Source organism: Flavobacterium sp., assembly GCF_040402895.1.
GTDB lineage: Bacteria > Bacteroidota > Bacteroidia > Flavobacteriales > Flavobacteriaceae > Flavobacterium.
The window spans coordinates 167,685-193,496 of sequence record NZ_JBBALR010000001.1; the positions used below are offsets into that span (position 1 = coordinate 167,685).

21 protein-coding genes and 1 tRNA gene are annotated in these 25,812 nt (G+C 31.6%); 6 read left to right on the forward strand and 16 right to left on the reverse strand.

Annotated features, from left to right (window positions below; translation table 11 throughout):
• From ABWP60_RS00875 to fbp, 4 genes are all read right to left on the reverse strand, one after another.
• Positions 1 to 1,590, reverse strand: coding sequence for a S41 family peptidase (locus ABWP60_RS00875; protein WP_353147171.1), 1,590 nt, complete (start codon positions 1,588 to 1,590; stop codon positions 1 to 3).
• On the reverse strand, positions 1,583 to 2,011 hold the full coding sequence (locus ABWP60_RS00880; protein WP_353147174.1) for a deoxycytidylate deaminase: 429 nt from the start codon (positions 2,009 to 2,011) through the stop codon (positions 1,583 to 1,585). Before ABWP60_RS00880 ends, ABWP60_RS00875 begins: the two co-directional genes overlap by 8 nt.
• Before the next feature lie 35 nt (positions 2,012 to 2,046).
• Positions 2,047 to 2,637: a HupE/UreJ family protein gene (locus ABWP60_RS00885; protein WP_353147176.1), complete on the reverse strand. Its 591-nt coding sequence runs from the start codon at positions 2,635 to 2,637 to the stop codon at positions 2,047 to 2,049.
• A 79-nt stretch (positions 2,638 to 2,716) separates the two neighbouring features.
• The gene (gene fbp / locus ABWP60_RS00890) at positions 2,717 to 3,724 is read right to left on the reverse strand and encodes a class 1 fructose-bisphosphatase (RefSeq protein ID WP_353147179.1); all 1,008 of its coding nucleotides are present in this window, start codon (positions 3,722 to 3,724) and stop codon (positions 2,717 to 2,719) included.
• A gap of 148 nt (positions 3,725 to 3,872) precedes the next feature.
• On the opposite strand from fbp, the gene ABWP60_RS00895 reads away from it, so the two are divergent.
• The 4 genes from ABWP60_RS00895 to ABWP60_RS00910 all read left to right on the forward strand — a co-directional run bounded on the left by ABWP60_RS00895 (position 3,873) and on the right by ABWP60_RS00910 (position 7,626).
• Positions 3,873 to 4,361 carry a GNAT family N-acetyltransferase gene (locus tag ABWP60_RS00895; protein WP_353147182.1) on the forward strand — a complete coding sequence of 163 codons (489 nt, stop codon included), beginning with the start codon at positions 3,873 to 3,875 and terminating at the stop codon, positions 4,359 to 4,361.
• A gap of 51 nt (positions 4,362 to 4,412) precedes the next feature.
• On the forward strand, positions 4,413 to 5,663 hold the full coding sequence (locus tag ABWP60_RS00900) for an aspartate kinase (RefSeq protein ID WP_353147185.1): 1,251 nt from the start codon (positions 4,413 to 4,415) through the stop codon (positions 5,661 to 5,663).
• Positions 5,664 to 5,790: 127 nt separating this feature from the next.
• A complete protein-coding gene (locus ABWP60_RS00905; protein WP_353147187.1) occupies positions 5,791 to 6,618 on the forward strand; it encodes a UDP-2,3-diacylglucosamine diphosphatase in 828 nt (275 codons plus the stop codon).
• Between the two features lie 6 nt (positions 6,619 to 6,624).
• The gene (locus tag ABWP60_RS00910) at positions 6,625 to 7,626 is read left to right on the forward strand and encodes a glycosyltransferase family protein (RefSeq protein WP_353147189.1); all 1,002 of its coding nucleotides are present in this window, start codon (positions 6,625 to 6,627) and stop codon (positions 7,624 to 7,626) included.
• A gap of 137 nt (positions 7,627 to 7,763) precedes the next feature.
• On the opposite strand, the gene bioB is transcribed toward ABWP60_RS00910, so the two are convergent.
• The 9 genes from bioB to ABWP60_RS00955 form a co-directional block, all read right to left on the reverse strand.
• Positions 7,764 to 8,846, reverse strand: coding sequence for a biotin synthase BioB (gene bioB, locus ABWP60_RS00915; RefSeq protein ID WP_353147191.1), 1,083 nt, complete (start codon positions 8,844 to 8,846; stop codon positions 7,764 to 7,766).
• 128 nt (positions 8,847 to 8,974) lie between these two features.
• Positions 8,975 to 9,910 carry a bifunctional riboflavin kinase/FAD synthetase gene (locus ABWP60_RS00920; protein ID WP_353147194.1) on the reverse strand — a complete coding sequence of 312 codons (936 nt, stop codon included), beginning with the start codon at positions 9,908 to 9,910 and terminating at the stop codon, positions 8,975 to 8,977.
• A 73-nt stretch (positions 9,911 to 9,983) separates the two neighbouring features.
• A complete protein-coding gene (locus tag ABWP60_RS00925; protein WP_353147196.1) occupies positions 9,984 to 12,053 on the reverse strand; it encodes a M43 family zinc metalloprotease in 2,070 nt (689 codons plus the stop codon).
• A gap of 84 nt (positions 12,054 to 12,137) precedes the next feature.
• The gene (gene pth / locus ABWP60_RS00930) at positions 12,138 to 12,704 is read right to left on the reverse strand and encodes an aminoacyl-tRNA hydrolase (protein WP_353147793.1); all 567 of its coding nucleotides are present in this window, start codon (positions 12,702 to 12,704) and stop codon (positions 12,138 to 12,140) included.
• Positions 12,705 to 12,853: 149 nt separating this feature from the next.
• Positions 12,854 to 14,959, reverse strand: coding sequence for a peptidylprolyl isomerase (locus tag ABWP60_RS00935; protein WP_353147199.1), 2,106 nt, complete (start codon positions 14,957 to 14,959; stop codon positions 12,854 to 12,856).
• Positions 14,960 to 15,035: 76 nt separating this feature from the next.
• Positions 15,036 to 15,227 (reverse strand): hypothetical protein, encoded by a 192-nt coding sequence (locus tag ABWP60_RS00940; RefSeq protein ID WP_353147202.1) that lies wholly within the window; start codon positions 15,225 to 15,227, stop codon positions 15,036 to 15,038.
• A gap of 9 nt (positions 15,228 to 15,236) precedes the next feature.
• Positions 15,237 to 15,779 carry an LPS export ABC transporter periplasmic protein LptC gene (lptC, locus tag ABWP60_RS00945; protein ID WP_353147204.1) on the reverse strand — a complete coding sequence of 181 codons (543 nt, stop codon included), beginning with the start codon at positions 15,777 to 15,779 and terminating at the stop codon, positions 15,237 to 15,239.
• 4 nt (positions 15,780 to 15,783) lie between these two features.
• Positions 15,784 to 17,037 carry a BamG family beta-barrel-assembly machinery protein gene (gene bamG / locus ABWP60_RS00950; RefSeq protein ID WP_353147206.1) on the reverse strand — a complete coding sequence of 418 codons (1,254 nt, stop codon included), beginning with the start codon at positions 17,035 to 17,037 and terminating at the stop codon, positions 15,784 to 15,786.
• Positions 17,030 to 17,764, reverse strand: coding sequence for a type III pantothenate kinase (locus ABWP60_RS00955; protein WP_353147209.1), 735 nt, complete (start codon positions 17,762 to 17,764; stop codon positions 17,030 to 17,032). Before ABWP60_RS00955 ends, bamG begins: the two co-directional genes overlap by 8 nt.
• Before the next feature lie 121 nt (positions 17,765 to 17,885).
• On the opposite strand from ABWP60_RS00955, the gene ABWP60_RS00960 reads away from it, so the two are divergent.
• Both ABWP60_RS00960 and ABWP60_RS00965 read left to right on the forward strand, forming a co-directional pair.
• Positions 17,886 to 17,958 (forward strand) — tRNA-Phe (locus tag ABWP60_RS00960).
• Between the two features lie 262 nt (positions 17,959 to 18,220).
• On the forward strand, positions 18,221 to 21,982 hold the full coding sequence (locus ABWP60_RS00965) for a PKD-like domain-containing protein (protein ID WP_353147212.1): 3,762 nt from the start codon (positions 18,221 to 18,223) through the stop codon (positions 21,980 to 21,982).
• Positions 21,983 to 22,091: 109 nt separating this feature from the next.
• Here the strand turns inward: ABWP60_RS00965 and ABWP60_RS00970 are convergent, their stop codons facing one another.
• From ABWP60_RS00970 to ABWP60_RS00980, 3 genes are all read right to left on the reverse strand, one after another.
• Complete coding sequence (locus tag ABWP60_RS00970; RefSeq protein ID WP_502904798.1) at positions 22,092 to 24,038, reverse strand: OmpA family protein; 1,947 nt, start codon at positions 24,036 to 24,038, stop codon at positions 22,092 to 22,094.
• A gap of 13 nt (positions 24,039 to 24,051) precedes the next feature.
• Entirely contained in the window at positions 24,052 to 24,996 is a 945-nt protein-coding gene (locus ABWP60_RS00975; RefSeq protein WP_353147218.1) for a PorP/SprF family type IX secretion system membrane protein, read from the reverse strand.
• A gap of 274 nt (positions 24,997 to 25,270) precedes the next feature.
• Positions 25,271 to 25,807 carry a hypothetical protein gene (locus ABWP60_RS00980; RefSeq protein WP_353147221.1) on the reverse strand — a complete coding sequence of 179 codons (537 nt, stop codon included), beginning with the start codon at positions 25,805 to 25,807 and terminating at the stop codon, positions 25,271 to 25,273.
• Between the last annotated feature and the right edge of the window lie 5 nt (positions 25,808 to 25,812).

A 25,812-nucleotide genomic window follows, 5' to 3' on the forward strand; every position in this document is an offset into this window, starting at 1 on the left:
CTACTTTTGCTTTTCTAACACTTTTTTTATCATTTTGTCTTTTGGAAGTACAATTTGATAATAAGAAGTATCGTTAAATAATTGTTTAGAAAATTCAGCATAAAGATACGTTAGCACTTGTTCTTTTTGATTAGATATGTTAAAAAGCAATCCATTGGAAGTAATGTATTCTTTAAATTGAGTAAAATATTTTTCTTTTTTAAACAATTCACTTTTTAATTGTATTGCATTCATTTTACTAAAAAACGCACGATTTTCATCTAATTTTTCAAAGGCATAATAGCTCATTATTTCCGATTGAAGAAGTAACTCCAAACCTTCTTTATTGTGATTTTTCTCAATAGGTACAAATACATCGGGAATAATTCCGCCGCCGCCGTAAACAATTCGGCCTTTTTTGGTTTTAAATTTTAAACTATCGGCCACTTTAATACTGTCTGCTTCGTATAATTCGCCACTTAAAAAACGCTTTTCAAATTCGTTAAAATACTTTTCGCCTTTGTCTTCATAGGGTTTTTGAATACTTCTACCAGATGGTGTATAGTATCTTGCAATCGTTAGACGCACAGCTGAGCCATCATTCATTTTCAATTCGCGTTGCACCAATCCTTTTCCGAAAGAGCGCCGTCCAAGTATAGTACCTCTGTCGTTATCTTGAATGGCACCTGCAAAAATTTCGCTTGCCGAAGCACTATTTTCATCAATTAACACATACAGACGCCCTGTTTCAAAAATACCTTTTGAAGTAGCGTAAGATATATCAATTTTTCCTTTTTTATTTTTGGTTTTTACGATTACTTGCTTGTCTTTTAAAAATTCATCGGCCATGGCCACCGCCATTTCTAAGTAACCGCCACCATTTTCTCTTAAATCAACAATTACCTCTTTACTTCCTTGCTTTTTTAAAGAAACTAAGGCGTTATGAAACTCATTATATGTAGTCTCGGCAAAACGATTTACTTTAATATAACCTGTTTTACTGTTAATTTTTGTGGCAACATCTATACTTTTTACTGGAATTAAATTTCTAACCACAGTTAATTTAAATTTTTTGTTTTCCGATTTTCTATATACAACCAAATTAACAGGCGTATCAATTTCACCCTTTAATATTGGAAATAAATTTTCTGATTGGTATTTTTTTTTGAAAAGTTGCTTATTGTTGGCAAATAAAATTCTATCTCCAGATTGTATTCCTGCTTTTGCAGAAGGTCCGTTTGGAATGGGTTTAATTACCGTTAATGTATCTTTATACATATAAAAATTTACGCCAATACCTACAAAATTTCCTTCCATACTTTCATTTACAGCGGCCAATTGTTCTTTTGGAATGTAAATAGAATGTGGATCGAGATTTTCTAAAATTCCAGAAACGGTTAAATCTACAATAGAATCGGTATTTATTTTATCAACATATTCAGTATCAATAAAATCAATAAGCTGATTTAATTTTAATTTTCCTTTTGATTTAGCACCAATATTTATCTGATTTAATGCGTCTAATTTACTGCCTAAAAGCAATCCGCCTATAAAAGACAAGGCAATCATAATAGGGATAAAAATGTAGTATTTATTTTGTTTTTTACTCATTAACTACAGGTAAATGTTCGGCTTCTACACCTGCTTTTCTTAAAAAATCTACACCAGAAGTGTCTTTATATTCATCTAAATACACCACGCGTTTTATACCAGATTGATGAATTAATTTACTGCATTCTTTACAAGGTGAAAGTGTAATATATAAAGTAGCGCCTTCACAAGATTGTGTAGAACGCGCGACCTTTAATATAGCATTTGCCTCTGCATGAAGCACATACCATTTTGTTAGATTTTCTTCATCTTCACAACAATTTTCAAAGCCGCTTGGCGTGCCATTGTATCCGTCAGAAATTATCATTTTATCTCTCACAATAATGGCACCAACTTGTTTGCGTTTGCAATAGGAAAGCTTCCCCCATTCAGAAGCAATGCGTAAATAGGCTAAATCGTATTTTAATTTTTTTTCTTTCATTGTTTAGGTGCAGGGTTAAGGGTAAAAGGTTTCTTTTACTTAAAAATTTCGCTTTGTAAAATCATTGGCAAAACTACACCAATTATACATCCTGACAATACCAAAGCCCAATCTCTTTTGGAAAATCTAAAAAAAGTTTGAAGTATATACGCAAGAAGCAATACGGCCAGAACCACAATTAGTTGAGCGGTCTCTATTCCTAAAGCAAATTCCAATAAAGGTACTAACTTAGACATTCCTGTACCCACCATTATGGTATTAAAATAATTTGAAAATCCAAGTCCATGAATTAATCCGAAGCAAACCGTTATAAAAGCAACAAACGTAATCGTGTCTTTTTTTGCCGATTTACCTGCGGTGAATAAATGATATAAAGCTGTGATTAATATTGTAATAGGAATAAGGAATTCCACAATAGCTATTGATATAGTAACTATCCCAAAAACAGATAAAATTAAAGCAAAAGTATGCCCTAAAGTAAACAAACTTACTAGTAAAAATACGCGTTTCCAATCTTTAAACGTGTACGGAATTAGTAAGGCAATTAGAAAAACGACATGATCATAAGCTGTGATATCTAACACATGCTTTAATCCCATATTGAAATAGATTAAAAATTCTTGCATACCATTTTTTTTAAAATGTTTTTCAAATTTACAGCATTTTTAGGAAATAAAAAAGCGACGTTTCTGCCGCTTTATGTTTTTATTTTGCTTGTTCCATAAATTCCTCGGCTTTTTCTACCATACTTTTTACCCCGCAGAAAAACGGAACGCGTTGGTGTAATTCGGTTGGGATAATTTCCATAGTTCTTCCAAAGCCGTCAGAAGATTTACCTCCAGCTTGTTCTGCTAAAAAAGCCATTGGATTGCATTCGTATAACAAACGTAATTTTCCTTTAGGCGCTTTAGAACTTGTTGGATAAATATAAATGCCGCCTTTTATCATATTTCTATGAAAATCGGATACCAAACTTCCTATATATCTTGAAGTATATGGTCGATCGTTTTCTTCTAACTGACAATATTTTAGATAATTTTTTACACCTTGAGGAAAATGAACATAATTTCCTTCATTTATAGAATAAATGCTGCCATTATCTGGAAATTTCATGTTGGGATGCGACAAATAAAATGTCCCAATTGCCGGATTTAATGTAAATCCGTTAACACCGCAACCCGTTGTATATACTAACATAGTGGATGTGCCATAAATAACATACCCAGCCGCTACTTGATTGATCCCAGGTTGTAAAAAATCTTCTAAAGTTACGGGCGTACCTATTGGGGTAATTCTTCTATACACCGAAAAAATTGTTCCAACAGATACATTGACATCAATATTTGATGAACCGTCAAGCGGATCCATTAATACCACATATTTGTTATTATGACTTTTATCTGAACCTGCTACGGTCATAAAATCGTCGTTTTCTTCAGACGCAATTCCGCAAACAATTTCTCGGTTTATTAATGTTTGAATGAAAACTTCATTAGCATAGACATCTAGTTTTTGTTGGTCTTCACCCTGTATGTTTTGATCTCCAGCAGCACCTACAATGTCCACTAAACCCGCTTTATTTACTTTGTAGTTGACTACTTTTGCTGCTAAACGAATGGAGTTGATAATTCGGGATAATTCACCGGAAGAATATTGAAAGGCATTTTGATTTTCGATGATAAATTCACCTAAAGTTTTAGTGCTTTGTTCCATTACGAAATCGATTGAGTTAGATTGTTGTACAAATATCGTTATTTTTGTGATACTGCAAAATTTATTTAGAAAGTTGTTTTTGTATATGTATTTTTGCGGCAGATTTCTCTTCGAAAATAAAATATATAGTAGAAAAAACTTCAAAAAAATGAATATCAGAAAAGGAATGCCAGAAGATATGCCAGAAGTTTTGGCATTAATTAAAGAATTAGCTATTTTTGAAAAAGAACCTAATGCGGTTGTTGTAACAGCAGAAGATTTATTACGAGATGGCTTTTCGGAAAACCCTTTATTTTATACTTTTGTAGCAGAAGTGCAAAATGAAATTATTGGTGTAGCTTTGTATTATTATCGATTTTCAACTTGGAAAGGAAAAACCATACATTTGGAAGATTTAATTGTCAAAGAAACAAATAGAGGAACGGGCGCTGGATTTGCTTTATACACCGAAATTATAAAACAAGGAAAAAAAGACAACGTAAGACGAATAGAATGGAACGTGTTAGATTGGAACACACCTGCTATTGAATTTTATAAAAAAAGCGGGGCAACTGTTTTAAATGATTGGCGCGTAGTCCATTTGGATGAAATTGGAATAGAAACATTTATAAAAAATATAGAAAAAACAACTAATTAAAATTCAATAACCAATTAGTATTTGAAATTTTAATATTGTAATTGATTCATTATGAAAATATTTAAATTTGGGGGCGCTTCTGTAAAAGATGCTGCTGGAATAAAAAATGTATTAAAGGTTTTAAAAACCGTTGGATACGAAGAGGTAATGTTAGTGATTTCCGCCATGGGAAAAACTACAAATGCACTTGAAGTGGTTATCAAAAATTACTTTGAAAAGTCCAACGAATTATATGCATCGTTACAAGACATCAGAAAATATCACAATCAAATTTTATTAGATTTATTTGACGATGAAGAGCACGAAGTATTTTTTGATGTAAATACACATTTTGATGATTTGGAATATTTTGTTAGAAGTAACAAATCGCCAAATTATCCATTTGTGTACGATCAGATAATAAGTATTGGAGAAATGGTTTCCACCACAATTGTTAGTCATTATTTAAATGCTGCAGGAATTACAAACCAATGGTTAGATGTTCGTAATTATATTAAAACTGATGCTAATTACAGAGATGCAAATGTAAATTGGGAATACACTCAAAAATTGATTTCTAAAATAAACAGAAAAAAATCGTTATTTATTACCCAAGGATTTATTGGTGCAGATGAAAACAATTTTACCACCACTTTAGGTCGTGAAGGATCAGATTATACCGCTGCCATTTTTGCTTACTGCTTAGGCGCTGAAAGTGTGACCATTTGGAAAGACGTTCCGGGTGTTTTAAATGCCGATCCAAGGTATTTTGAAAATGCAGTTTTACTAAATCAAATTTCTTATAAAGAAGCAATTGAATTGGCTTTTTATGGCGCCAGCGTAATTCATCCCAAAACCTTACAACCTTTACAGAAAAAAGAAATTCCACTTTATGTAAAATCATTTATAAATCCAACACTACCAGGAACAAAAGTGAGCACTGGAGTAGATTTAGAACCAAAAACATCTTGTTTTATTGTAAAGAAAAATCAAATTTTAGTTTCCCTTTCTTCAATAGATTTTTCATTTATTATGGAAGAAAATATTAGTGAAATTTTCGCTTTATTTCATAAACATAAAATTAAAGTGAGTTTAATTCAAAATACAGCCATTAGTTTTTCCGTTTGTATTGAAGATACTTTTGATAAATTTAAAGATTTGAAAACCATATTATCAAAAAAATTCAAAGTTTCTTATAATGAAAACGTTTCTTTATATACCATACGCCATTTTGATGCCATTTCAGCAGAAGTGATTGAAAAAGACAAAACCATTTTAGTCAAACAAATTAGCCGAGAAACATTACAAATTGTAACACAATAAATTTTCAAACTCCCTCATTAACATTAATTTAATTAGGGAGTTTTATTTACATTAATTTCTTAATTTTCTATTAGTATTTTCTTAACAAACAAACTCGTACTTTGCTAAAACAATACAGAATCGTATTATGGCAAGAAATGTAGATGTTGTAGTAATTTCAGATACCCACCTGGGTACGTATGGTTGTCAAGCAAAAGAACTCTTTACCTATTTAAAATCTGTTTCTCCAAAAACATTAATCATTAATGGTGATTTTATTGATATTTGGCAATTTAGCAAAAGTTATTTCCCAAAATACCATTTAAAAGTTATCAAAAAAATTATTGATTTGGCCTCAAAAGGGACCGAAGTGGTTTATATTTTAGGAAATCATGATGAATTTTTAAGACGATTTGCCGATACTTCTTTCGGAAATATTGAATTAACCAATAAAAAAATAATGACCCTTGATGGCAAAAAAGCGTGGTTTTTTCATGGTGATGTATTTGATGCTTCCGTACAACATTCAAAATGGATTGCAAAATTAGGTGGTATTGGCTATGATTTTTTAATTCGTTTAAACGTACTATCTAATTGGATTTTAACGCGACTAGGACGAGAGAAATATTCGTTTTCAAAAAAAATTAAAAATAACGTAAAAAAAGCAATAAAATTTATTGGTGATTTTGAAAATGCCGCTACAGAATTGGCAATAGAAAATGAATTTGACTATGTAATTTGTGGGCACATTCATCAACCACAAATTAGAGAAGTGAAAAGCAAAAACGGAAATTGTACCTATTTAAATAGTGGCGATTGGATTGAAAATTTAACTGCATTGGAATATCATGATAAAAACTGGAGCATATACACCTTCGATAAAAACGATTTTAAAGAAGAATTAGAGTCCGAACACCAAGATGTAGTTTTGAAAAATATTGATGAATTAATAAAAGAAGTGGTAACGTTTAATTAAGAGATTATGAAAATATTATATGCCGTTCAAAAAACTGGAAATGGTCATTTGGCCAGAGCACAAGAAATTATTCCAATATTAGAAAAATATGGTGAAGTAACTGTTTTAACAAGTGGTAGTCAATCCCAAATTCAATTGGGCTTTCCTGTGGCTTTAGATTTTAATGGAATTTCTTTATTTTATGGAAGTAACGGTAATGTTTCTTTTTTTAAAACGTTATTTAAAAATAATTACGCCAAATTTATTTATCAAGTTATAAAATTAAACGTACATAAATACGATTTAATTATTAACGATTACGAACCAATATCTGCGTGGGCCTGCAAATTTAAAGGTGGAAATATTGTGGCTCTATCCCACCAATCTTCCTTGTTTTTTTCCAAAACACCAAAACCTAAAAAAATTAAATGGTTAAGTTGGCAAATATTTAAAAACTACGCGCCGGTTGATAAAAAATATGGTTTTCACTTTGAAGAATACAATGAACAAATTTTCAGACCTGTAATACGAAAAAAAATAAGTGACTTAAAAACTTCAAATGCCGGGCATTATGTTGTGTATTTGCCTTCGTTTTCAGATATTAAAATAATTAAAGAGTTGAAAAAAACCTCTGCCAATTGGATTATATTTTCAAAAGCGGCCACTGCTTCCTACAGTGCAAATAATTGTACCATATTTCCAATTGACGAAAACGAATTTTTAAAAGCTATTGCTAATAGTGCTGGTGTATTGTGCAACGCTGGATTTGAATTACCAGCTGAAACTTTGTTTTTGAAAAAGAAATTATTTGTAATCCCTATCAAAAAACAAATTGAACAAGAGTGTAATGCCTTTGCATTGAAAAAAATGGGCGTTTTAACCGCTAAAAATCTTGATTTTAATTTAATTGAAATGTGGGTATTATCAAATAAAATTATACCTGTAAACTACACAAACAATATTGAAGAAATTATTGAAGACGTTATTTTAGAAAACACACAATCTAATAACGAGTTAATATTTGTATAAATTGGAAAAAGGGTGGCAGAAAGTAGTTTTTTCTCATTTTATTTGGTTAGTAAATAGTTGCTCTTTTCCTTTTTATTACTAAAATCCCATACCTTATTTAAAGATATGGGATTTTTTTATTTATGATAGAATAACGTTTACTTTTTTCCAGAAGCCTCTAAATTTCTTTCTATTTTATGTTCAGGACGGCTCCATTTTGGTTTTTCGCCCAAGGCTTCAAATGTTGAATCTTCAGCTTCTACTGTTTCAGGTTGCATTTTTTTAAGGAAAGGTTTTTGTGGATTTAATCCAAGCATTTCAAACATTTTCATGTCTTCATTTACATCTGGATTTGGAGTAGTAAGCAATTTATCACCTGCAAAAATAGAATTCGCACCAGCAAAGAAGCACATCGCTTGACCTTCTCTACTCATATTAGTTCGTCCAGCGGATAATCTGACTTGTGTTTCAGGCATTACAATTCTTGTTGTGGCCACCATACGAATCATTTCCCAAATTTCAACTGGTTTTTCATCTTCTAATGGTGTGCCCTCAACCGCGACTAAAGCATTAATTGGCACCGATTCTGGTTGCGGATTCAAGGTAGAAAGCGCCACTAACATACCTGCTCTATCTTCAATACGTTCACCCATTCCTATAATACCACCGCTACACACCGTTACATTAGTTTTTCTAACGTTTTCTATTGTTTCAAGCCTGTCCTCAAAACCACGAGTGGAAATTACTTCTTTATAATATTCTTCTGAGGAATCTAAATTGTGATTGTAAGCATATAATCCTGCTTCTGCCAAACGATGTGCTTGATTTTCGGTTATCATGCCTAAGGTACAACACACTTCCATATCTAATTTATTAATGGTACGAACCATTTCTAACACCTGATCAAATTCTGGACCGTCTTTAACATTACGCCATGCAGCACCCATACAAACTCTTGATGAACCGGAAGATTTTGCTCGTAACGCTTGTGCTTTGACTTGTGAAACAGACATCAAATCATTTCCTTCAATATCTGTATGATATCTGGCCGCTTGCGGACAATATCCACAATCTTCTGGGCAACCACCTGTTTTTATTGATAATAGTGTAGAAACTTGAACCGTATTAGGATCATGATGTTCTCTGTGAATTGAGGCGGCATCAAACAACAAATCCATTAATGGTTTATTGTAAATTGCAATTATTTCTTCTTTAGTCCAGTTATGTTTGGTAAGACTCATAAAATCATAAATTAATGCTTCAAAAGTACTAATTTACATTTGAAGAAAAAATTTATGCGCTAAGTTTTTATAAATTTTGATAAACAAGAAGCGGATTTTAAAAACTGAAAATTAAGGAAATAAATTAGTTAGGCGTTCCAATTTTCAAAATAGTGAAGGGTGTTTGCTTTATCAATTTCTAATTGTGATTTAAGCACTTCGAAAGATTCGAATTTTTGTTCCTCTCTTAGTCGCTCCATAACATTTACTTGAATTTTTTGACCATAAATATCTTCTGAAAAATGTAATAAATGCACTTCAATTGATAATAAATTTTCACCTAAAGTTGGTTTTACACCAATATTCATCATCCCAAAAATGATTTTATTATTCAGAATCGTAGTTACCATATAAACTCCGTTTTTAGGTATTAGTTTATAGTTTTCTGAAATTTGAATATTTGCTGTAGGGAAACCAATAGTCCTACCTAATTGATTCCCTTTTACAACGATTCCTGACAACATATACGAATATCCAAGATAATCGTTGGCTAATGAAATATTGCCTTCTAAAAGTGAATTTCTAATTTTTGTAGAACTTACAGAAACTTCGTCGACTTGTTTAGCAGGAATTTCTTCTACATCAAAACCAAATTCGTTACCAAAAGCAATTAAATCATTAAAATCGGCGGCTCTATTTTTTCCGAATTTATGATCGTATCCAATAATGATTTTCTGAATATTGAGTTGTTTTATTAAAATTTGTTTCACAAATTCACTTGGTGATAATTCAGAAAATAATTTATCAAATGGATGAATAATAAAATTTTGAATGCCTTTTTGTTCTAACAACTTTGCTTTTTCGGCCATTGTGTTTAACAATTTTATTTCCGAATCGTTAGAAACGATTAATCTCGGGTGAGGAAAAAATGTAAGCACTACACTTTCTAAATTTTCTTGTTTGGCTATGTTACAAATTCTATCCAAAATAACGGTATGCCCCAAATGAACTCCGTCAAAAGTTCCAAGGGTTACTATTGTTTTCTTTGTGGATGTAAATTCCTGTAACGAGGTATATATTTTCAAAGTGAATTGTATTTATGCAAAAATAAAAAGGATTGGCAAAAACCAATCCTTTTTATAAAAAAATATTTCAAAATTACTCTTTAATAAAACGTAATGTTTTCGATGCTTCACCTATATTTAGGTTTAAAAAATAAACGCCATTAGATAAACTTGAGACATTTACAGATAAATCTGCTTCCGATGAAATTTTTTGAGTTACAACTTTTTGACCTAAACTATTGTAAACTTCCATTTTACCAGATCTTTCTATACCTTGAGGAACGTAAATCGTAAAGAAATCTCTTGATGGGTTTGGGTAAAGCGTAACGTCTTCAATTAAACTAAAACTATCATTTGACAAAGCCGCATTATTAGTAAAGTAACTAATTCTAGAAATAACAGTACCATCTGGATTACCAGATTCAACAAAATCAGGCACGTTTACAACAGTTGTCGTACCTGCAGTTACAGTATAATAACCTTGTACAACTCCATTATATAATCCGTCACCAAAAGAATCATTTACTGTTAAAAAATAACAACCATTTGCTGGCAATGTCCAAGATTGATTATTTACCAATACTTGAGTTCCAGAAGCAATATCCGTATATGGTCCTCCACTATATAGTGTAGTACCAGAAGCATTCTTTAAAGTCCAACTTATTTCAGAACCATAAGAATCCCCAACTAAATTAAATGTAAATGAAGTTGCATTTGCATATGATAAAGTAGAACCTGCACCAAAAGTTTTTGTTGCAGTGTTATTGGAAGCTCTTTGGTCTGTTCCATTTGCAGCTGTTATAGATACATTTAGTGTACCGTTAACCGTTGTGTTAGTTAGTATGACAACCGCATATTTATTAGGCGCTAAATTACCTGTCCAATTTTGTGAATATGCCGTTCCGCCATTCATATTATAGGACAATGTAGCAGAAGTTAAGTTAGCAGTACCTCTATTGTATAGCAAAACTTTTTTTACTGGCGCAATTGGATTAGGAGTTGCGCAAGATGCAGTACTACTTACACAAATATTTTCAATTTTTACCTCAGCATCATTTGCAAATAATGGAATTGCAACATCTTTAGTTGACGTTTTTAAAGTAGAACGCCTTGGAAAAGTATTCATAACAGATACTACAATTGCTTTTTGATTCGCAGTGAAAATATTCATACAACTATCGTCCGTGTAATCCATATAATTTTCAATCATATCATTACCAGCACTAGCAGTACAAGAATTAGTTCCTACTGGACAACCGTAGTTAGGAACTGAAACTGCTGGAGTATCATTACAATTATCTCCTGCTCCCGTACACCCTCCTTGAAAAGTATGGTATAATCCTAAAAAGTGACCCACTTCATGTGTCATGGTTCTCCCTTTATCATAAGTAAAATCTGCATAATTTCCACCTGGAAAAATGGATCTTGATCCAAAAAAAGTATAACCTGAAACTACACCATCAGTGTTAGCGGTACTAGTACCATTGCTAGGAAACTGAGCGTAACCTAATAAGTCCGCGCCATCCCAATTTATACTCCACATATTCATATACTGCGTTGGATCCCAAATGGTTTGCGGTTTAACATTTGTATCAATTTCTGCTTGTATTGCTGTAAAAGATCCAACATTATAATTCTCCTTACATAAATTAACGCGATTTATACCATTTGTAGGATTTCCGTTTGGATCAACTTTTGCTAAAACAAATTCAATTTGAACATCTGCTCCAACAGTATTAGTATTATACCCGGGCGTCCCGAACATTCTTCTATAATCTTGAGTCATAACCGTTATTTGAGACTGAACTTGCTCATCAGTAATATTCTCATTTACACCATAAGCATCTCCGTTGTGAATAACATGTACTACGACAGGAATGTAAATAATGTTTCCGCTTTGCGAAGCATTTGAAGGTGTGTTTAAATATTGTTGAACATATGGTGCTATCATAGCATCAAATTGTGCTCTTGTAGTTCTTTTCGGATTATTACTTTGTAGAAATTCCTCATATTCATCTGTGGCGCATCTAATATAGCCAGAAGGCGAAATAAATTCAGGATTAATTTTTTTACCGAAAACGGTTTTCTCTTTCTTATCAATTTGAGCGAGAGCTATAGTGCTAAAACAAATTAAAAAAGTAAGAACTAAAGTAATTTTTTTCATTTTATTAAGATTTTTTTTAATTAGAAAACAAATATAACAAAATAATAATTATTTTATTACATTAAAATAATTAAAAAAGTTTGACTATTTACCATTAAATAAATTCATTGTATTATTTAATCCTGCTAAAGTAAACGATTTTATTATATCAGATGAAAGATTTAATCTTTCTATTAAAGCTTCTTTTTCCTCTGCTGACCATTCTCCCAAAACATAATCTACTTGTTTGCCTTTTTTGAAAGCATCACTAATTCCAAATCGAAAACGAGGATATTCAGTAGAATTTAATAAAAGTTGTATGTTTTTTAGTCCATTATGTCCTCCATCAGAGCCTTTTGTTTTAATTCTGATACTTCCGAAAGCTAAGTTTAAATCGTCTGTAATAATTAATATATTTTCTTTTTCAATATTTTCTTTTTCCATCCAATATTTAACTGCTTTTCCACTTAAATTCATGTAGGTATTTGGTTTCAACAAAATAGCTGTACGACCTTTAATTTTAAATTCAGCTACTTCTCCTAATTTTTGTGTTTGAAAAGAAATATTTTCAAGATCGGCAAAATAATCCAATATCTTAAATCCAATATTATGTCGAGTATTTACATATTCAGAACCTATATTACCTAAACCAACAATTAAAAATTTTTTCATTTTTACAGCATTTGTTTTAGCTTTATCATTACCTTTTAATTTAGCTGGTAAACCCAAAAGTTTAAATAAAGATACAATTATTGTCATATTTTTTTACAAAAATAAAAAAAGGGCTGTAAACAGCCCTTTTTTTCTACTAATTTATACTTTTAGAATTTACCTCTGTTGTCTTCAATTTTGGCTTTATCTTTTAATCCTTGAACAATTCTGTAAGCAGCAGAACCTTTTGTTTGCTGATTCAATTGATCAATTTGTGTTTTAAAGTCTTTGACAACTGGTGCTTTTGTAAGCGTTTTAGTTCTTACCATAAATAAACCAGAATTTCCTTCAATTACTTTAGACGTTTTACCTGAAGCTAAGCCTATTGCAGTACCTATAACTTTTGGCTCATAACCTAAATTCGGAATTACTGGAGATGCCATAGTAGCACCGATAGCCGGAGCTATAGAAGAACCTGTTGCTTTAGAAATTGCTTCTAAAGTGCTACCTGTCATTTTCTTTTTAAGAATTGCTGCTTTTTTCTCATTTTTAATTAATGGCTCAACTTGCTGTTTTGCCAATTCTAGAGGCAATAACCCTTCATCATTTTTGGATTTTAACTTCACAATAGCAAATCCTTGATTTGCAATATCAAAACGTTTTACGTCATTTATATTTGTGTCTTCGTTGAAAGCCCAAGTTACAATTTGTCTTTGTAAACCTAAATTCGCAACATTTTCATCGTATGCTTTTACACTAGTCACTGGAGCGATTTTTAAACCTGCTGTTTTGGCAGCTTTCTCTAAACCGCTTGCTGTAGCATCCGATTCTACTTTTAAAGCTTTATTATAATTAACTTCTTCTGTCTGTTCTGATGGTTGGATTTTTAATGCTACTGTTGCTAATAAAACCGCATCATTTTTTCCATCCACTTTCATTACATGGAAACCAAAATCTGTTTCTACTACACCTGTTTTTCCTACTGGATTACCAAATAAGAAATCGTCAAAAGGTTTAACCATTTGCTTTGGTGCTACATTATCATATACTCCGCCGTTTTGTTTCGAACCTTGGTCGTCAGAGTTAACCATAGCTAACATAGCCATACTTGATGGGTTTGCATTAACTTGTGCTAATAAACCTTCCGCTTTAGCTTTTGCTTCTTCTTTGGTTAATTTTACTGTTGGAGCCGCTTGCATTGCACCTTTATATGCTATTAAAATATGACTAACTTTAGCTGTTGCGCCAGCTTTTCTTCCAGCAACTCTTGATAATTTCGAATAGTCATTATCTGTGTAAGGTCCAAAAACTTGCCCTGGTGCTAATGCATATAATTGTTCTGCAAACTGTGGGTTAATATCTTTTTTAGCTAAATATGTAGAATCAAATTTAACTTCAGAATATTTGTTAACATAAGCAGCCAAATTTGTTGCCGCACGGAATGAAGGAATGGTGTCGTTTACGCCGTTTTTGAATTCAATTTTTCCATTTACAAATCCATCCATTTTAGATTTCATTACGGCTTCATCAGCTGAAGATGGCTTGTTTTCAACTAAAACATATTCTACAGATCTTGTATTGTCTGATTTGTATTTTTTTGAATTTTTCTTCATGTACGCCATTATTTCCTCGTCAGATACCTTTACTTGGTCATCACTAACTGTAGAAAATGCAAGGGATACATAATCAAAATCAACTTTATTATTATCTCTTTCGTATTTTAATTTTCCTTCAGCTTTTGTAGTATACACACTTGATTTAATCAAAGTATTATATATTTGCTCTTTTGCAAAATCTTCAATTTGAACTTCATAGGCTTTCCAGCTATTCCATTGGGTTTGATCCGGAGCACTTTGCAATGAATTAATATATTCTGCAAATTTTTTATCGTCAAATTTTCCTGCAGCATTTAAAAACTGAGGTGATTGAGACAATTGAGGGTCGTTTTTAATAACCGCCATTAATTGCTCTTTACCCAACAACAATCCAATTTTATCGTATTGATCAGCTAACAATGCTTTTCTTACTTCTTGTTCCCAAACTGAGTTTAATGCTTGCGTGTAACTAGCCCCTTGTTGTGATTTTTGAGCGTTAGCTACTTTATTCATGAATTCTTGCTGCTCAAACTTCGTTCCATTAACAGAACCAATATTATTTGAACCACCACCAAATCCACCACTTTTAATTACATCTGCTAATACAAATGAGAATAATGCTAATGCTATGATTAGAATTAATAAGATAGAACGTTGTCTAATTTTTGATAAAATTGCCATTTTTATATTGATTTTTTTTATTCAGAGGGCGAAAATACAATTATCTATTTAATAATAAAATAGTATTGTCGATTTTTTATAAGTTTTTTTTGTTGTTTTCCATTTTTTTAACAAAACGGCGTCGCACAAAAAACATAATTGCGAATCCAACTGCAATAATAGCTTGCAATCCATACTCTTCCTGATTTATTATTTTTACGATTACAGAAATTAAAAAAAGTATTGATGCTACTAAATATAAGTATTGTGTGTATTTAAAATATTTCATTGTTAAAAATTACATATTATTGACTTCTCCGTTATTATTTTGCATATTGAAAACTTTAAAATCTTTACTAAAATCAATTCCTATTCCTTGTAAAAAGCTTCCATCAGCATCTTTAAATATGAAGGGTTCTTCGGTAAAAAACCATTCGTTTTTCTGATCAAAATACAATTGATTAGTTTGTAAAATTTTTCCATCGTAAGTTTGAATTTTCACATTACCTATCAAATCGATGACTTCTGTTTTTTTGTAAGAAATAGCTTTGTCAGCAACCACTGTTGTTTTATTTCCATTGTTATCAATAAGTGTCACTAAAACGGCTTTCGGAAATTCAACAAACGGATTTTTTGCTGTTGCATAATCAACCATTTTTAAAGTCTGTAAAATGGATTTGACTTTTCCAGAATCGGTATATTTTAAATTGATAGAATCCGCCTCGCCAGTAGGTACAAATGATGTTTTATAAATTCGTTGAACTTCTTTTAAGTTTCTTTCGCAACTTTGAAGAAACAATAATGCAAAAAAGAAAGTAAAACAGTAAACAAACTTTTTCATTATTCTAATTATATAATGTCTTTCTGAACCATTTATCATTAAATAACAGGCCAATATTTATAGAAAAATAATCTTCTTTAATTAATCCATTATTTGTTGTTCCTCTCGAGCCATACTCAACACCTAAATTCAAGCTTGAAAAAGTTCCTGAAATTGGCAATCCAAAACCTAGAGTTACTGATTTATCTTTTAAAGGGGTATTATTAATTACAAGTCCTGTGTTTTCATACTTGAAACCACCTCGATAAGTAATTCTTTGAAAATAGCTATTATAAGAATCAAACTTAGGTATAAAAAAACCTCCAATTGCTACTTTTACACTATTTTCATAGGAAACATTTGAATAATTTTCAAAACGATTGACTTGATTTCCTGTTCCAGAAAAAGCTATATCACCGCCTAAAAACCACTTTTTGTTACCTAAACCAGCACCTAATACTAATTTTGATGGTACGATTAATTTACTATCTGCCACAATTACTTCAGTATTTTCTGAAGCTTGAACAATAGTACCATTTGCCAACGCTGAAACCAATGAAACATTTCTGGTATTAATAGAATTCAACTTGGCTTCAGGTGCATAGGTTACACTTGAAAAGAAATCCAACTTACTATTAAACTTCGTTTTGAAATTTAATCCTGTATTAATTGCTATTCCGGAAACGGTTGACTCATTAACTTCTCTTGAACCATAAATAATAGTTTGATTTAACACGTCGGATTGAGTATTTAATATACCAAACAAATATTGAAAATCCATACCCACACTAAACTTTGGGCTTAATTTGTAACCAGCACCAAGGAATACTTTATTTACGCCACCTTTACCTTGATATTGTTTTGTAAGATCATCTACGGATCTGGTATCTGAGCTTAATCTGTATCCAATGGCACTATGAGGTAAAAGTCCTAATGAAACACCTACTTTCTTAGAAATTGGAAATCCCATAACCATATAATCAAATGTAGTTTTTTTTGCTTTTTCTGAAGCGGATGCCGTATTTAATTTATAAAAATTAGAAGTGAAACCAACTTGAAAAGAAGTTATTAATTGGTTTGAATAAGAAGCTGGATTTAATACATTAATATGGATACTATCTGAATATACAGAAATTCCACCCATGTTTACAATTTCATTAGTTCCTTTAAACCTAGGGCTCCCAATCCCGTAAAAGGAATAAGGTGAAGCAGTGTTTTCTTGAGCAAAACTGAAGTTTGCAAGTAATATCGTAAGTAATAAGACAATTTTTTTAATCATTTTGTAAACTGTAAGTGTATAATTGATGTAAACTTTTTAATAAGAAATTTTCATCGGCAAATATGATACTTTTTAATCGATCCGCCAAAAAAATAGCATCGCCGCCTGTTAAAATTATTGTAAATTGTTCGTTTTTAACAGAAAATTCTGAAATGAAGCCCTCAATTTCATAACATAACCCGTTTACAACACCAGAATGAATAGATTGATTTGTGCAGTTTCCAATAAAATTATCAGGCAAATTATTTTCTAATAAAGGCAACTTAGCTGTATAATCATGAAGGACCTGATAACGCAAACGAAGCCCTGGAGAAATAGCCCCTCCTAAATATTCTTTTTTATTAGTGATGAAGTCATAAGTTATACAAGTTCCTGCATCAATAATTAAAACATGTTGGTTTGGATATTGTAATACTGCACCTGATGCTAAAACCCTTCTATCAATGCCCAAAGTATTTGGTGTAGTATATTCGTTTTTGAATGGAAAAATCGAATCTGAGTTTATTTCAATTACTTCTATCTGATTTTTCAACCATGCAATATCCTTTTCATCTAACTTCGAAACCGAAGCTAATACTGCTTTAGTATGATTTGGATGTTTTTGAAAAATTATCTGAAAATTATTTTGAAAATTATTTTTTTGAAAAACAAACTTTTCAACAATGTTAAACTGCTTAAAAACAGCAACTTTAACATTTGTATTGCCCACATCAATTGTAAGTACCATATAAAATCATTAGAAATGCAAATGTACGAAAATGATTTTTTTTAATAATTGTTTTGGAAAATATAAAATAGATTCTATATTTGCACCCGCAATGAACAGGTAGTAATACCTAAAATCGCAAGGTACCTTAGCTCAGATGGTAGAGCAACGGACTGAAAATCCGTGTGTCCCTGGTTCGATCCCTGGAGGTACCACAAAAAATATCCCTAATCACTTACAAAGTAAGTAGTTAGGGATTTTTTGTATCCCAACTTAAGTTATTCTATATGGCTATTTCAGAGTGATAATTGTTTACTAATGAATATTTTTTATGTAAAATTCTGTGAAAAACAATAACTTTTCAACACGAAAACGATGTAGTTAGAGCAAAGTTAAAAAATTGTTTTTTTAAAGTAAACAAAATAATATATTTGAAAAAATAAATATTTCGTAAATTATTAACTAAAAAACAATCTTATGATTAAAAAATTCTTTTTATCCATCATTACCTTGTTGCTTTTTTCGTTACAAAGTAATGCGCAGTCTATCTCGATGATTGGAGATGCTGTAAGCGGATGGGGTACTGATGTTGTGATGACCACGACAGACAATGTGAATTATACCTTATCTAACTTTACCTTTTCAAATGGAGGAGCAAAATTTAGACAAGATGCCAGTTGGGGAACCAATTGGGGGGCAAATGCATTCCCATCGGGAACTGCAAATTTAAATGGAAGTAATATTCCTGTAGTTGCTGGAATATATGATGTTTCATTTAATAGAACGACAAGAGCATATAGCTTTACCCCTGTAGTAACAGGATTTGATGCTATTAGTATTTCAGGAACAGCTGGACCTGGATTAAATGCAGATACTGCTATGCTTACTGTTGACGGAGTCAATTACACACTTAATGATTGTGCTTTGACAGCAGGTACGTTAATATTTAGAAAAAATAATTCTTCTGCTGTAACCTGGGGGTCTGCAAGTTTTCCAAGTGGAACGGCTACTCAAGGAGGGGCTGCAATGGTAGTTACTGCTGGTACGTATGACATTTCTTTCAATAAGACTACTGGTGCTTATACTTTTGCATTCGCTAAAATTGGTATTATTGGTTCCGCAACTCCAGGTGGATGGAATACGGATACTTTAATGAGTACTACAGATGGGATTAACTACATACTTGAAGGCCTTACTTTAATTACTGGAGAATTGAAATTCAGACAGAATCAAAATTGGGCAGTTAACTGGGGAGCCGCTACATTCCCTTTTGGTACAGCAACATTAAATAATGTTAGCAACATTCCTGCAACAGCTGGTACTTATAGCGTTAGTTTTAATAAAAATACTGGTGCATTTAGTTTTAGTGCTGGATATCCTGTAATTAGTTTGACAGCAGCTGGCAACACTGCTATCGATTTAATTACCATAGATGGCGAAAATTATTACATTAATAATTACAGTATTACTGGTGGAGATTATTTATTTACTCAATCAAGTAACAATAATACTTGGGGAACAAATTCATTTCCTTCAGGAACTGCTACTTTAGGTGGCGATGCCATTCCAGTACTAACTGGAGATTATAATATTACATTTAATAGAATTACCGGTGCATTTAGTTTTAATTATCTTACAATTAGCGTAATTGGAAGTGCCACTCCTGGTGGATGGAATACGGATACTTTAATGAGTACTACAGATGGTATTAATTATATTCTTGAAGACCTTACTTTAATTACTGGAGATTTAAAATTCAGACAGAATCAAAATTGGGCGGTTAGCTGGGGAACCAACGCATTCCCTATTGGAACAGCAACATTAAATGGTAGCAACATTCCAGCAACAGCTGGTACTTATAGCGTTAGTTTTAATAAAAATACTGGTGCATTTAGTTTTAGTGCTGGATATCCTGTAATTAGTTTGACAGCAGCTGGCAACACTGCTATCGATTTAATTACCATAGATGGCGAAAATTATTACATTAATAATTACAGTATTACTGGTGGAGATTATTTATTTACTCAATCAAGTAACAATAATACTTGGGGAACAAATTCATTTCCTTCAGGAACTGCTACTTTAGGTGGCGATGCCATTCCAGTACTAACTGGAGATTATAATATTACATTTAATAGAATTACCGGTGCATTTAGTTTTAATTATCTTACAATTAGCGTAATTGGAAGTGCCACTCCAGGTGGATGGAATGCCGATACTAATTTAACTTCAACTGATGGCGTAAATTATAGCTTATCAGGATTGACTTTAATTGAAGGAGAATTAAAATTCCGTCAAGGTAATGCTTGGGCAGTTAGCTGGGGAAGTTCTAGTTTCCCTGGAGGTACAGCTAACAATAGTAACAATAGTAACAATATTGTGGTTTCTAGTGCTTCAAATTATACCGTGCACTTTAACAGAATTACAGGAGTGTTTTATTTTTATGATGAAGTAAATCTTCAAGTTACTTCTACGCTTAATTTATGTAAAGGAACACCAGCAACTTCTCTATCAGCACATGTACATGCTGTACCTGGAAGTATTGTGAAATATTATACCCGTGTTGGAACAACAACAACTTATACGCTTATTACTACAGGTGCGCCAACGCCATCTACATCTTTAATAAGTACTAGAACTTATTATATGTCACAAACAATTGGTGGTATTGAAGGTCCAAAAGTTGCCATGGTTGTTAATGTATTTGGTGTACCAACAGCTCCTACAACTTTAACAGGTACTGCAGCACAAGGTCCGCTAGTTGGTACAACTACTACTGCAACTTACGCTACTTCTGCTGTAACAGGTGCCGCTTCTTATTTATGGACAGTTCCTGCTGGAGTAAACATAGTTTCTGGACAAGGAACAACAAGTATAACAGTTGACTTTGAAAATGTTACAGCTGGTGCCGGTGCTATGGGAGCTATTTCTGTTAAGTCTGTTAACGAAAATGGATGTTCTAGTACTACTGCTAAATCAATGTCACTTACTAAAGCTTTACCTGCTGCTCCTGCTGCAATTAAAATGACGGATGCTTCATTGCCAATCCCTACTTCAGGAATTGCAACTGCTCTAACAAGTTTTGCAAAATATATGGGTACTGATAAAGTTTTAACTTTAACTGCTACTCCATCTGCTACTGCTAGTTCTTATGTTTGGGAATTGCCAACAGGTGTTAATCAATTATCTGGTGGTACTTCAAATGTTATTACAGTAAATTTCTTAGGAGTTACTAGTTCTAATAGTTTTAACTATTCAACTACTGCTGGTGTTTCTACTAATGTATTGAGAATTGGTGTTAAAGCTAGAAATGGTGTTGGTGTTTCAACTACAAACAATGCTGCTCTATTGGATCCAACAACTACATCTACAGCTAAATTATTAACATTAAAAGCTGTTAAACCTGCAGCCGCTTCAGCCGTTGCTGGACAAATTGCTGGATTATGTGGTGGAAGAACTTATACTTATACTATTACAGATACTGCTTTAGCAAGTTCATACACAGTTACAGCGCCTGCTGGAGCTGTAGTAAACTTTACAAGCACATTAGTGTTTACAGTTACTTATCCTTCTGTATTTGTTATTAATTCATCTACATCAGTACCTAATAAATCATTAGTTATAACTTCTGTTAATGGTATGGGTTCAAGCGCAAGTTCAAGAACGTTAACTTTATCTACTGCAATGCCTGCTATTGGAACTGTTTCAGGTGGAACGACTTATTCTAGTTGTAACCAAACATTTTCTATTCCTTCAGTTGCTGGGGCTACAACTTATACTTGGACTGTTCCTACTGGAGCAACTATTGTAAGTGGTCAAAACACAAACTCAGTAGTAGTAAATTATGGTACGCTTACAGGAAATCAAACTATTAAAGTTGTAGCAGCTAATATTTGTCGCGTTTCAACTGCAGTTAAAAGTGTAACTTTAACTCGTGGAAATTGTCCAACTGCTAAGGAAAACGAAATTAATAGCCTTTTAGTTAATGAGGTTAAATTATATCCAAATCCAGCTAATAATGTGTTTAATGTTGAGTTAAATGCTTCGGCTGATGCACAACTGGAAATGAACGTTTATTCTATGAATGGTTCTTTAGTTAGTTCTAAAAACATTCAATTGAGTGAAGGAAATAATACCATTACTGAAGATATTTCTTATTTATCAAATGGAATTTATTTTGTGAAATTCAATAATACTTCAACTAATGAGATGATAATCAAAAAATTAATTAAACAATAAATTTTTTGAAAATTAAATTTAAAGGGCGCAATTTGCGCCCTTTTTTATTTGCTATTATTAAAATAGAGTGCTTTCTTATATTGTAATTCGGAATTTGAATTAACTAAAATTATAACCTCTTTATAATAAATTCACTTCTCCTATTGACTTGATGCTCTTCCGCTGAACAAGGTATAGCATCAGCACATTTATTAACTAATTGCGATTCACCATAACCTTTTCCTGTCAATCGTTTAGAATCAATACCATTAGCAACTAACCATTTAATAGTAGCTTTTGCTCTTTTATTTGATAAAATAAAATTATAAATTTCAGTTTGGCGACAATCCGTGTGCGAGCGAATATCAATTTCCATAGTTGGATATTGCTTCATCACTTCTAAGATTTTAGCTAATTCCACTTCTGCATCTTTGCGAATGTTGGCTTTGTCTAAATCAAAGTAAATGATCTCAATACCTAATGTTTTTCTTAAATCGCTACCTACTTGAATTGGCTGTAATTTTGGAGTCATTAAAATTTCCAACTCTTTCAAATCTGAATCTTTGGTAATTAATACCATTTTTTCTAAAGTATCGAAATCTTTATTCTCGGAAATAATCCGAAATGTATTACCACAATCTATTGTGCCAAAATCAAACCTCCCAGTTGCATCAGATATTTTTTCATCAAATTTTACATAATTTATATCAAAAAGAACCAATTTAACCCCCTGAATGGGTACTTTTGTGTTTAAATCTACAACTACTCCTTTTAAATTTTGCTGACAATCTTTTGGAATAGGTCTATTTTCTGTACATTTATAAATATCATCATAACCCAAATTATCTTTTTCTCTGTTTGAACTAAAATAACCAGTCTTTGTATCTGTATTCATAACAAAACCAAAATCATCAAAATTTGAATTTACTGGTTCTCCTACATTTTTTATTTTGCCATATGTACCATCATCTTTTAACTGAGTCACAAAAACATCTAATCCACCCAAACCTGGGTGACCATCTGAAGCAAAATACAATTCATTGTTGTTTGAAATAAATGGAAACGTTTCTCTAGCTTCGGTATTAATTTTATCGCCTAAATTAACTGGTTTGCCAAAATTTCCCTCCGAAAATATGTTCACTTTATAAATATCCGACATACCTTTTGTCCCCGGCATATTTGATGAAAAATACAATGTTTTTTCATCAGGAGATAAGGCTGGATGTGCACAACTATATTCGTTACTATTAAAAGGTAATTCAGTTACATTACCCCAATTCTCTCCATTTTTAGTGGCTTTATATAATTTTAGCAAAATACCTTTTTCGCTATCTCTTCCTTTTTTACCATTTAAAAAATTATTTCTAGTAAAATACATCGTTAATCCATCTTTTGTGAAAACTGGAGTAGATTCATGATACTTTGAATCAATTTTTTTAGAAAATTTCTGAGGCTCTGACAGGTTGCCATTGTCTGTAATTATAGAACAATATAAATTTGTAAAGGACTGGTTGGTCCAACTGTGCTTTTTTACAAAAACACCACCAGTGTCTCTTGCAGAAGTAAAAACCAAAGTATTTTTATATAAAGAAGTACCATAATCCGAAAATTCTGAGTTTATTTCTGCATTTTGAATAGTATATCTTCCTGAATTATTTTTTATTTCGTCCAAATAATTAATTTGTTCTTTGGATAATATGGCACGCAAATCGGAAGAATTTACTTGATTAAAAACATCCATCATTACATCAGCTTTCTTATAATCACCAACCGCTTTTAATGTTTGGGCATATCTAAAATAATATTCTGATTTTAATTTTTCATTTAATGAAAACAATTTATCATACCAATTGTTTGCTTCTTTTAATTTAGATTGAAAGTAATAAGAATCAGCTAATTTACTGAATAATTCAACAGATTTATACCCTTTTTCTACTACTTTTTCGTACATTTTAATGGCATCAATATATTGAAAATTCTCGTAATTAGAATTTGCTTTTTTTAGTTGCATCTCTTGAGAATAACCAAAAAAACTTATGAATATTAAAAAAATCCGAATTCTATTTATTATTTTCATACCACTAATTGTATTAGAAAAATCTTGGCGAAATAATCTTTTCTTGTTTTTCATTAAACTCATATCTTAAAAAGATTTCATGCGATCCAGAATTATAATTGGCTAATTTTGTAGTTTCAGAATCATACGTATATCCTAAAAACCAATTACTATCCATTTGAAAACCAGCTAGTGCACTTGTAGCTGCGTTCCATCTCCAAGCTGCACCCAGTACAAATTTATCGAAAAACATAAAATTAGCGGTTACATCTGCTTGAATCGGTGCTCCTTTTACAGATTTAATTAAAAATGCAGGTTTAAATTTAGTAGTTTCTGAAATATCAAATACATATCCACTAATGAAATAAAAATGCAATGCATCTTTTGCAACAGAAGTAGCATTGTCATCAAAATGTTTGGTTTCTAAAATAAAAGGGATAGAAAAACCTGCATATAGTTTATTTGAATGATAATATACACCTGCACCAATATTTGGAGAAAATTGATTATCAATATTGTTTTGAAACTTTGGATCGTTTTTATCATACTTATCTAGTTTGGTATAATCTACATTCAAGAAATTAGCTGAACCTTTTATACCAAAGGATAGCTTATAATTTTCAGCAGTATTTATAGTATATGAAAAATCTGTAGCAACTGTTTTTCTGTCTGAAATTCCAATTTCATCTTTTGAAAGCGAAATTCCTAATCCAACTCTTGAATTATATATAGGAGAATGTAATGATGCCGCTTTTGTTGTTGGCGCACCTTCTATTCCTAACCACTGAGCTCTGTATATTGCAAAAACACTCATTACACCTCTTGAACCTGCATACGCAGGATTTACATGTATAGTATTATACATATACTGCGTAAACTGGGCGTCTTGCTGGGCTATTGATTTTGAAGTATAAAACAAAATCAACATGATAATGGCTTTTAAAAGCGGTTTATTATATAGTTGTACTGCTTCATTCATACTTAAATGATTCGTTTAATAGATAAAAATATACTGATTTTAAACATTCTCTATTGATATATAAATGAATTAATGTGTACTAAATAAATTAAAAATACTTTTGAAAGAATAATTTTTTTCAAGTTATATAGAAGTAAAAATACAACAAATGATTTTAATTTTTCAATTATATAAATAAATTGAAAAATTTTATTCTTAACAAAGTAAACACGTTTTTTTGTCGCATAAAAAAAGTGAGCTCTTTCGAACTCACTTAAAAATGAAAATATTTTTTTTACTGATATCTGTAAGTAAATCTTACTTTATTTCCAACAGGATTTCCGTTAACATCGTACTGATATGCTTCAAAAACATAATCAATTTTAGTTGCAGGAGCAACAGGAGTTGTAGTATTAAAAATTTTGTAGGACTCAATATCTCCTATAATTCCATTTGCTGGAACAGTAATAATTGGCTCCGAATTTCCTGGATATGAATTACCTGGAAGAATTGAAGACAAACATTGTGCGCCAATACAAATACTTAAATAACTGGTGTCAGGAACCCCACTAAAAGAAATAAACTTAACTTTAGTATTTATAGGGGCAGCAGACGTATTTTTAAAATAAAATTTTAACTCATTAGCTGCACCTTGTGATGAAATAGAATTAAAATTTATTACATCACCGTCTTTAATTTCTAAACCAGAAGTTTTATTAAAAACTTTAAGTGCATTATTTGCAACTGGATCTGGAGTTGGCGTTTGCTCGTCGTCTTTACTACAGCTAACAGCTGAAATAACAGCGAATAAAAGGATTACAATTTTTTTCATGGTTT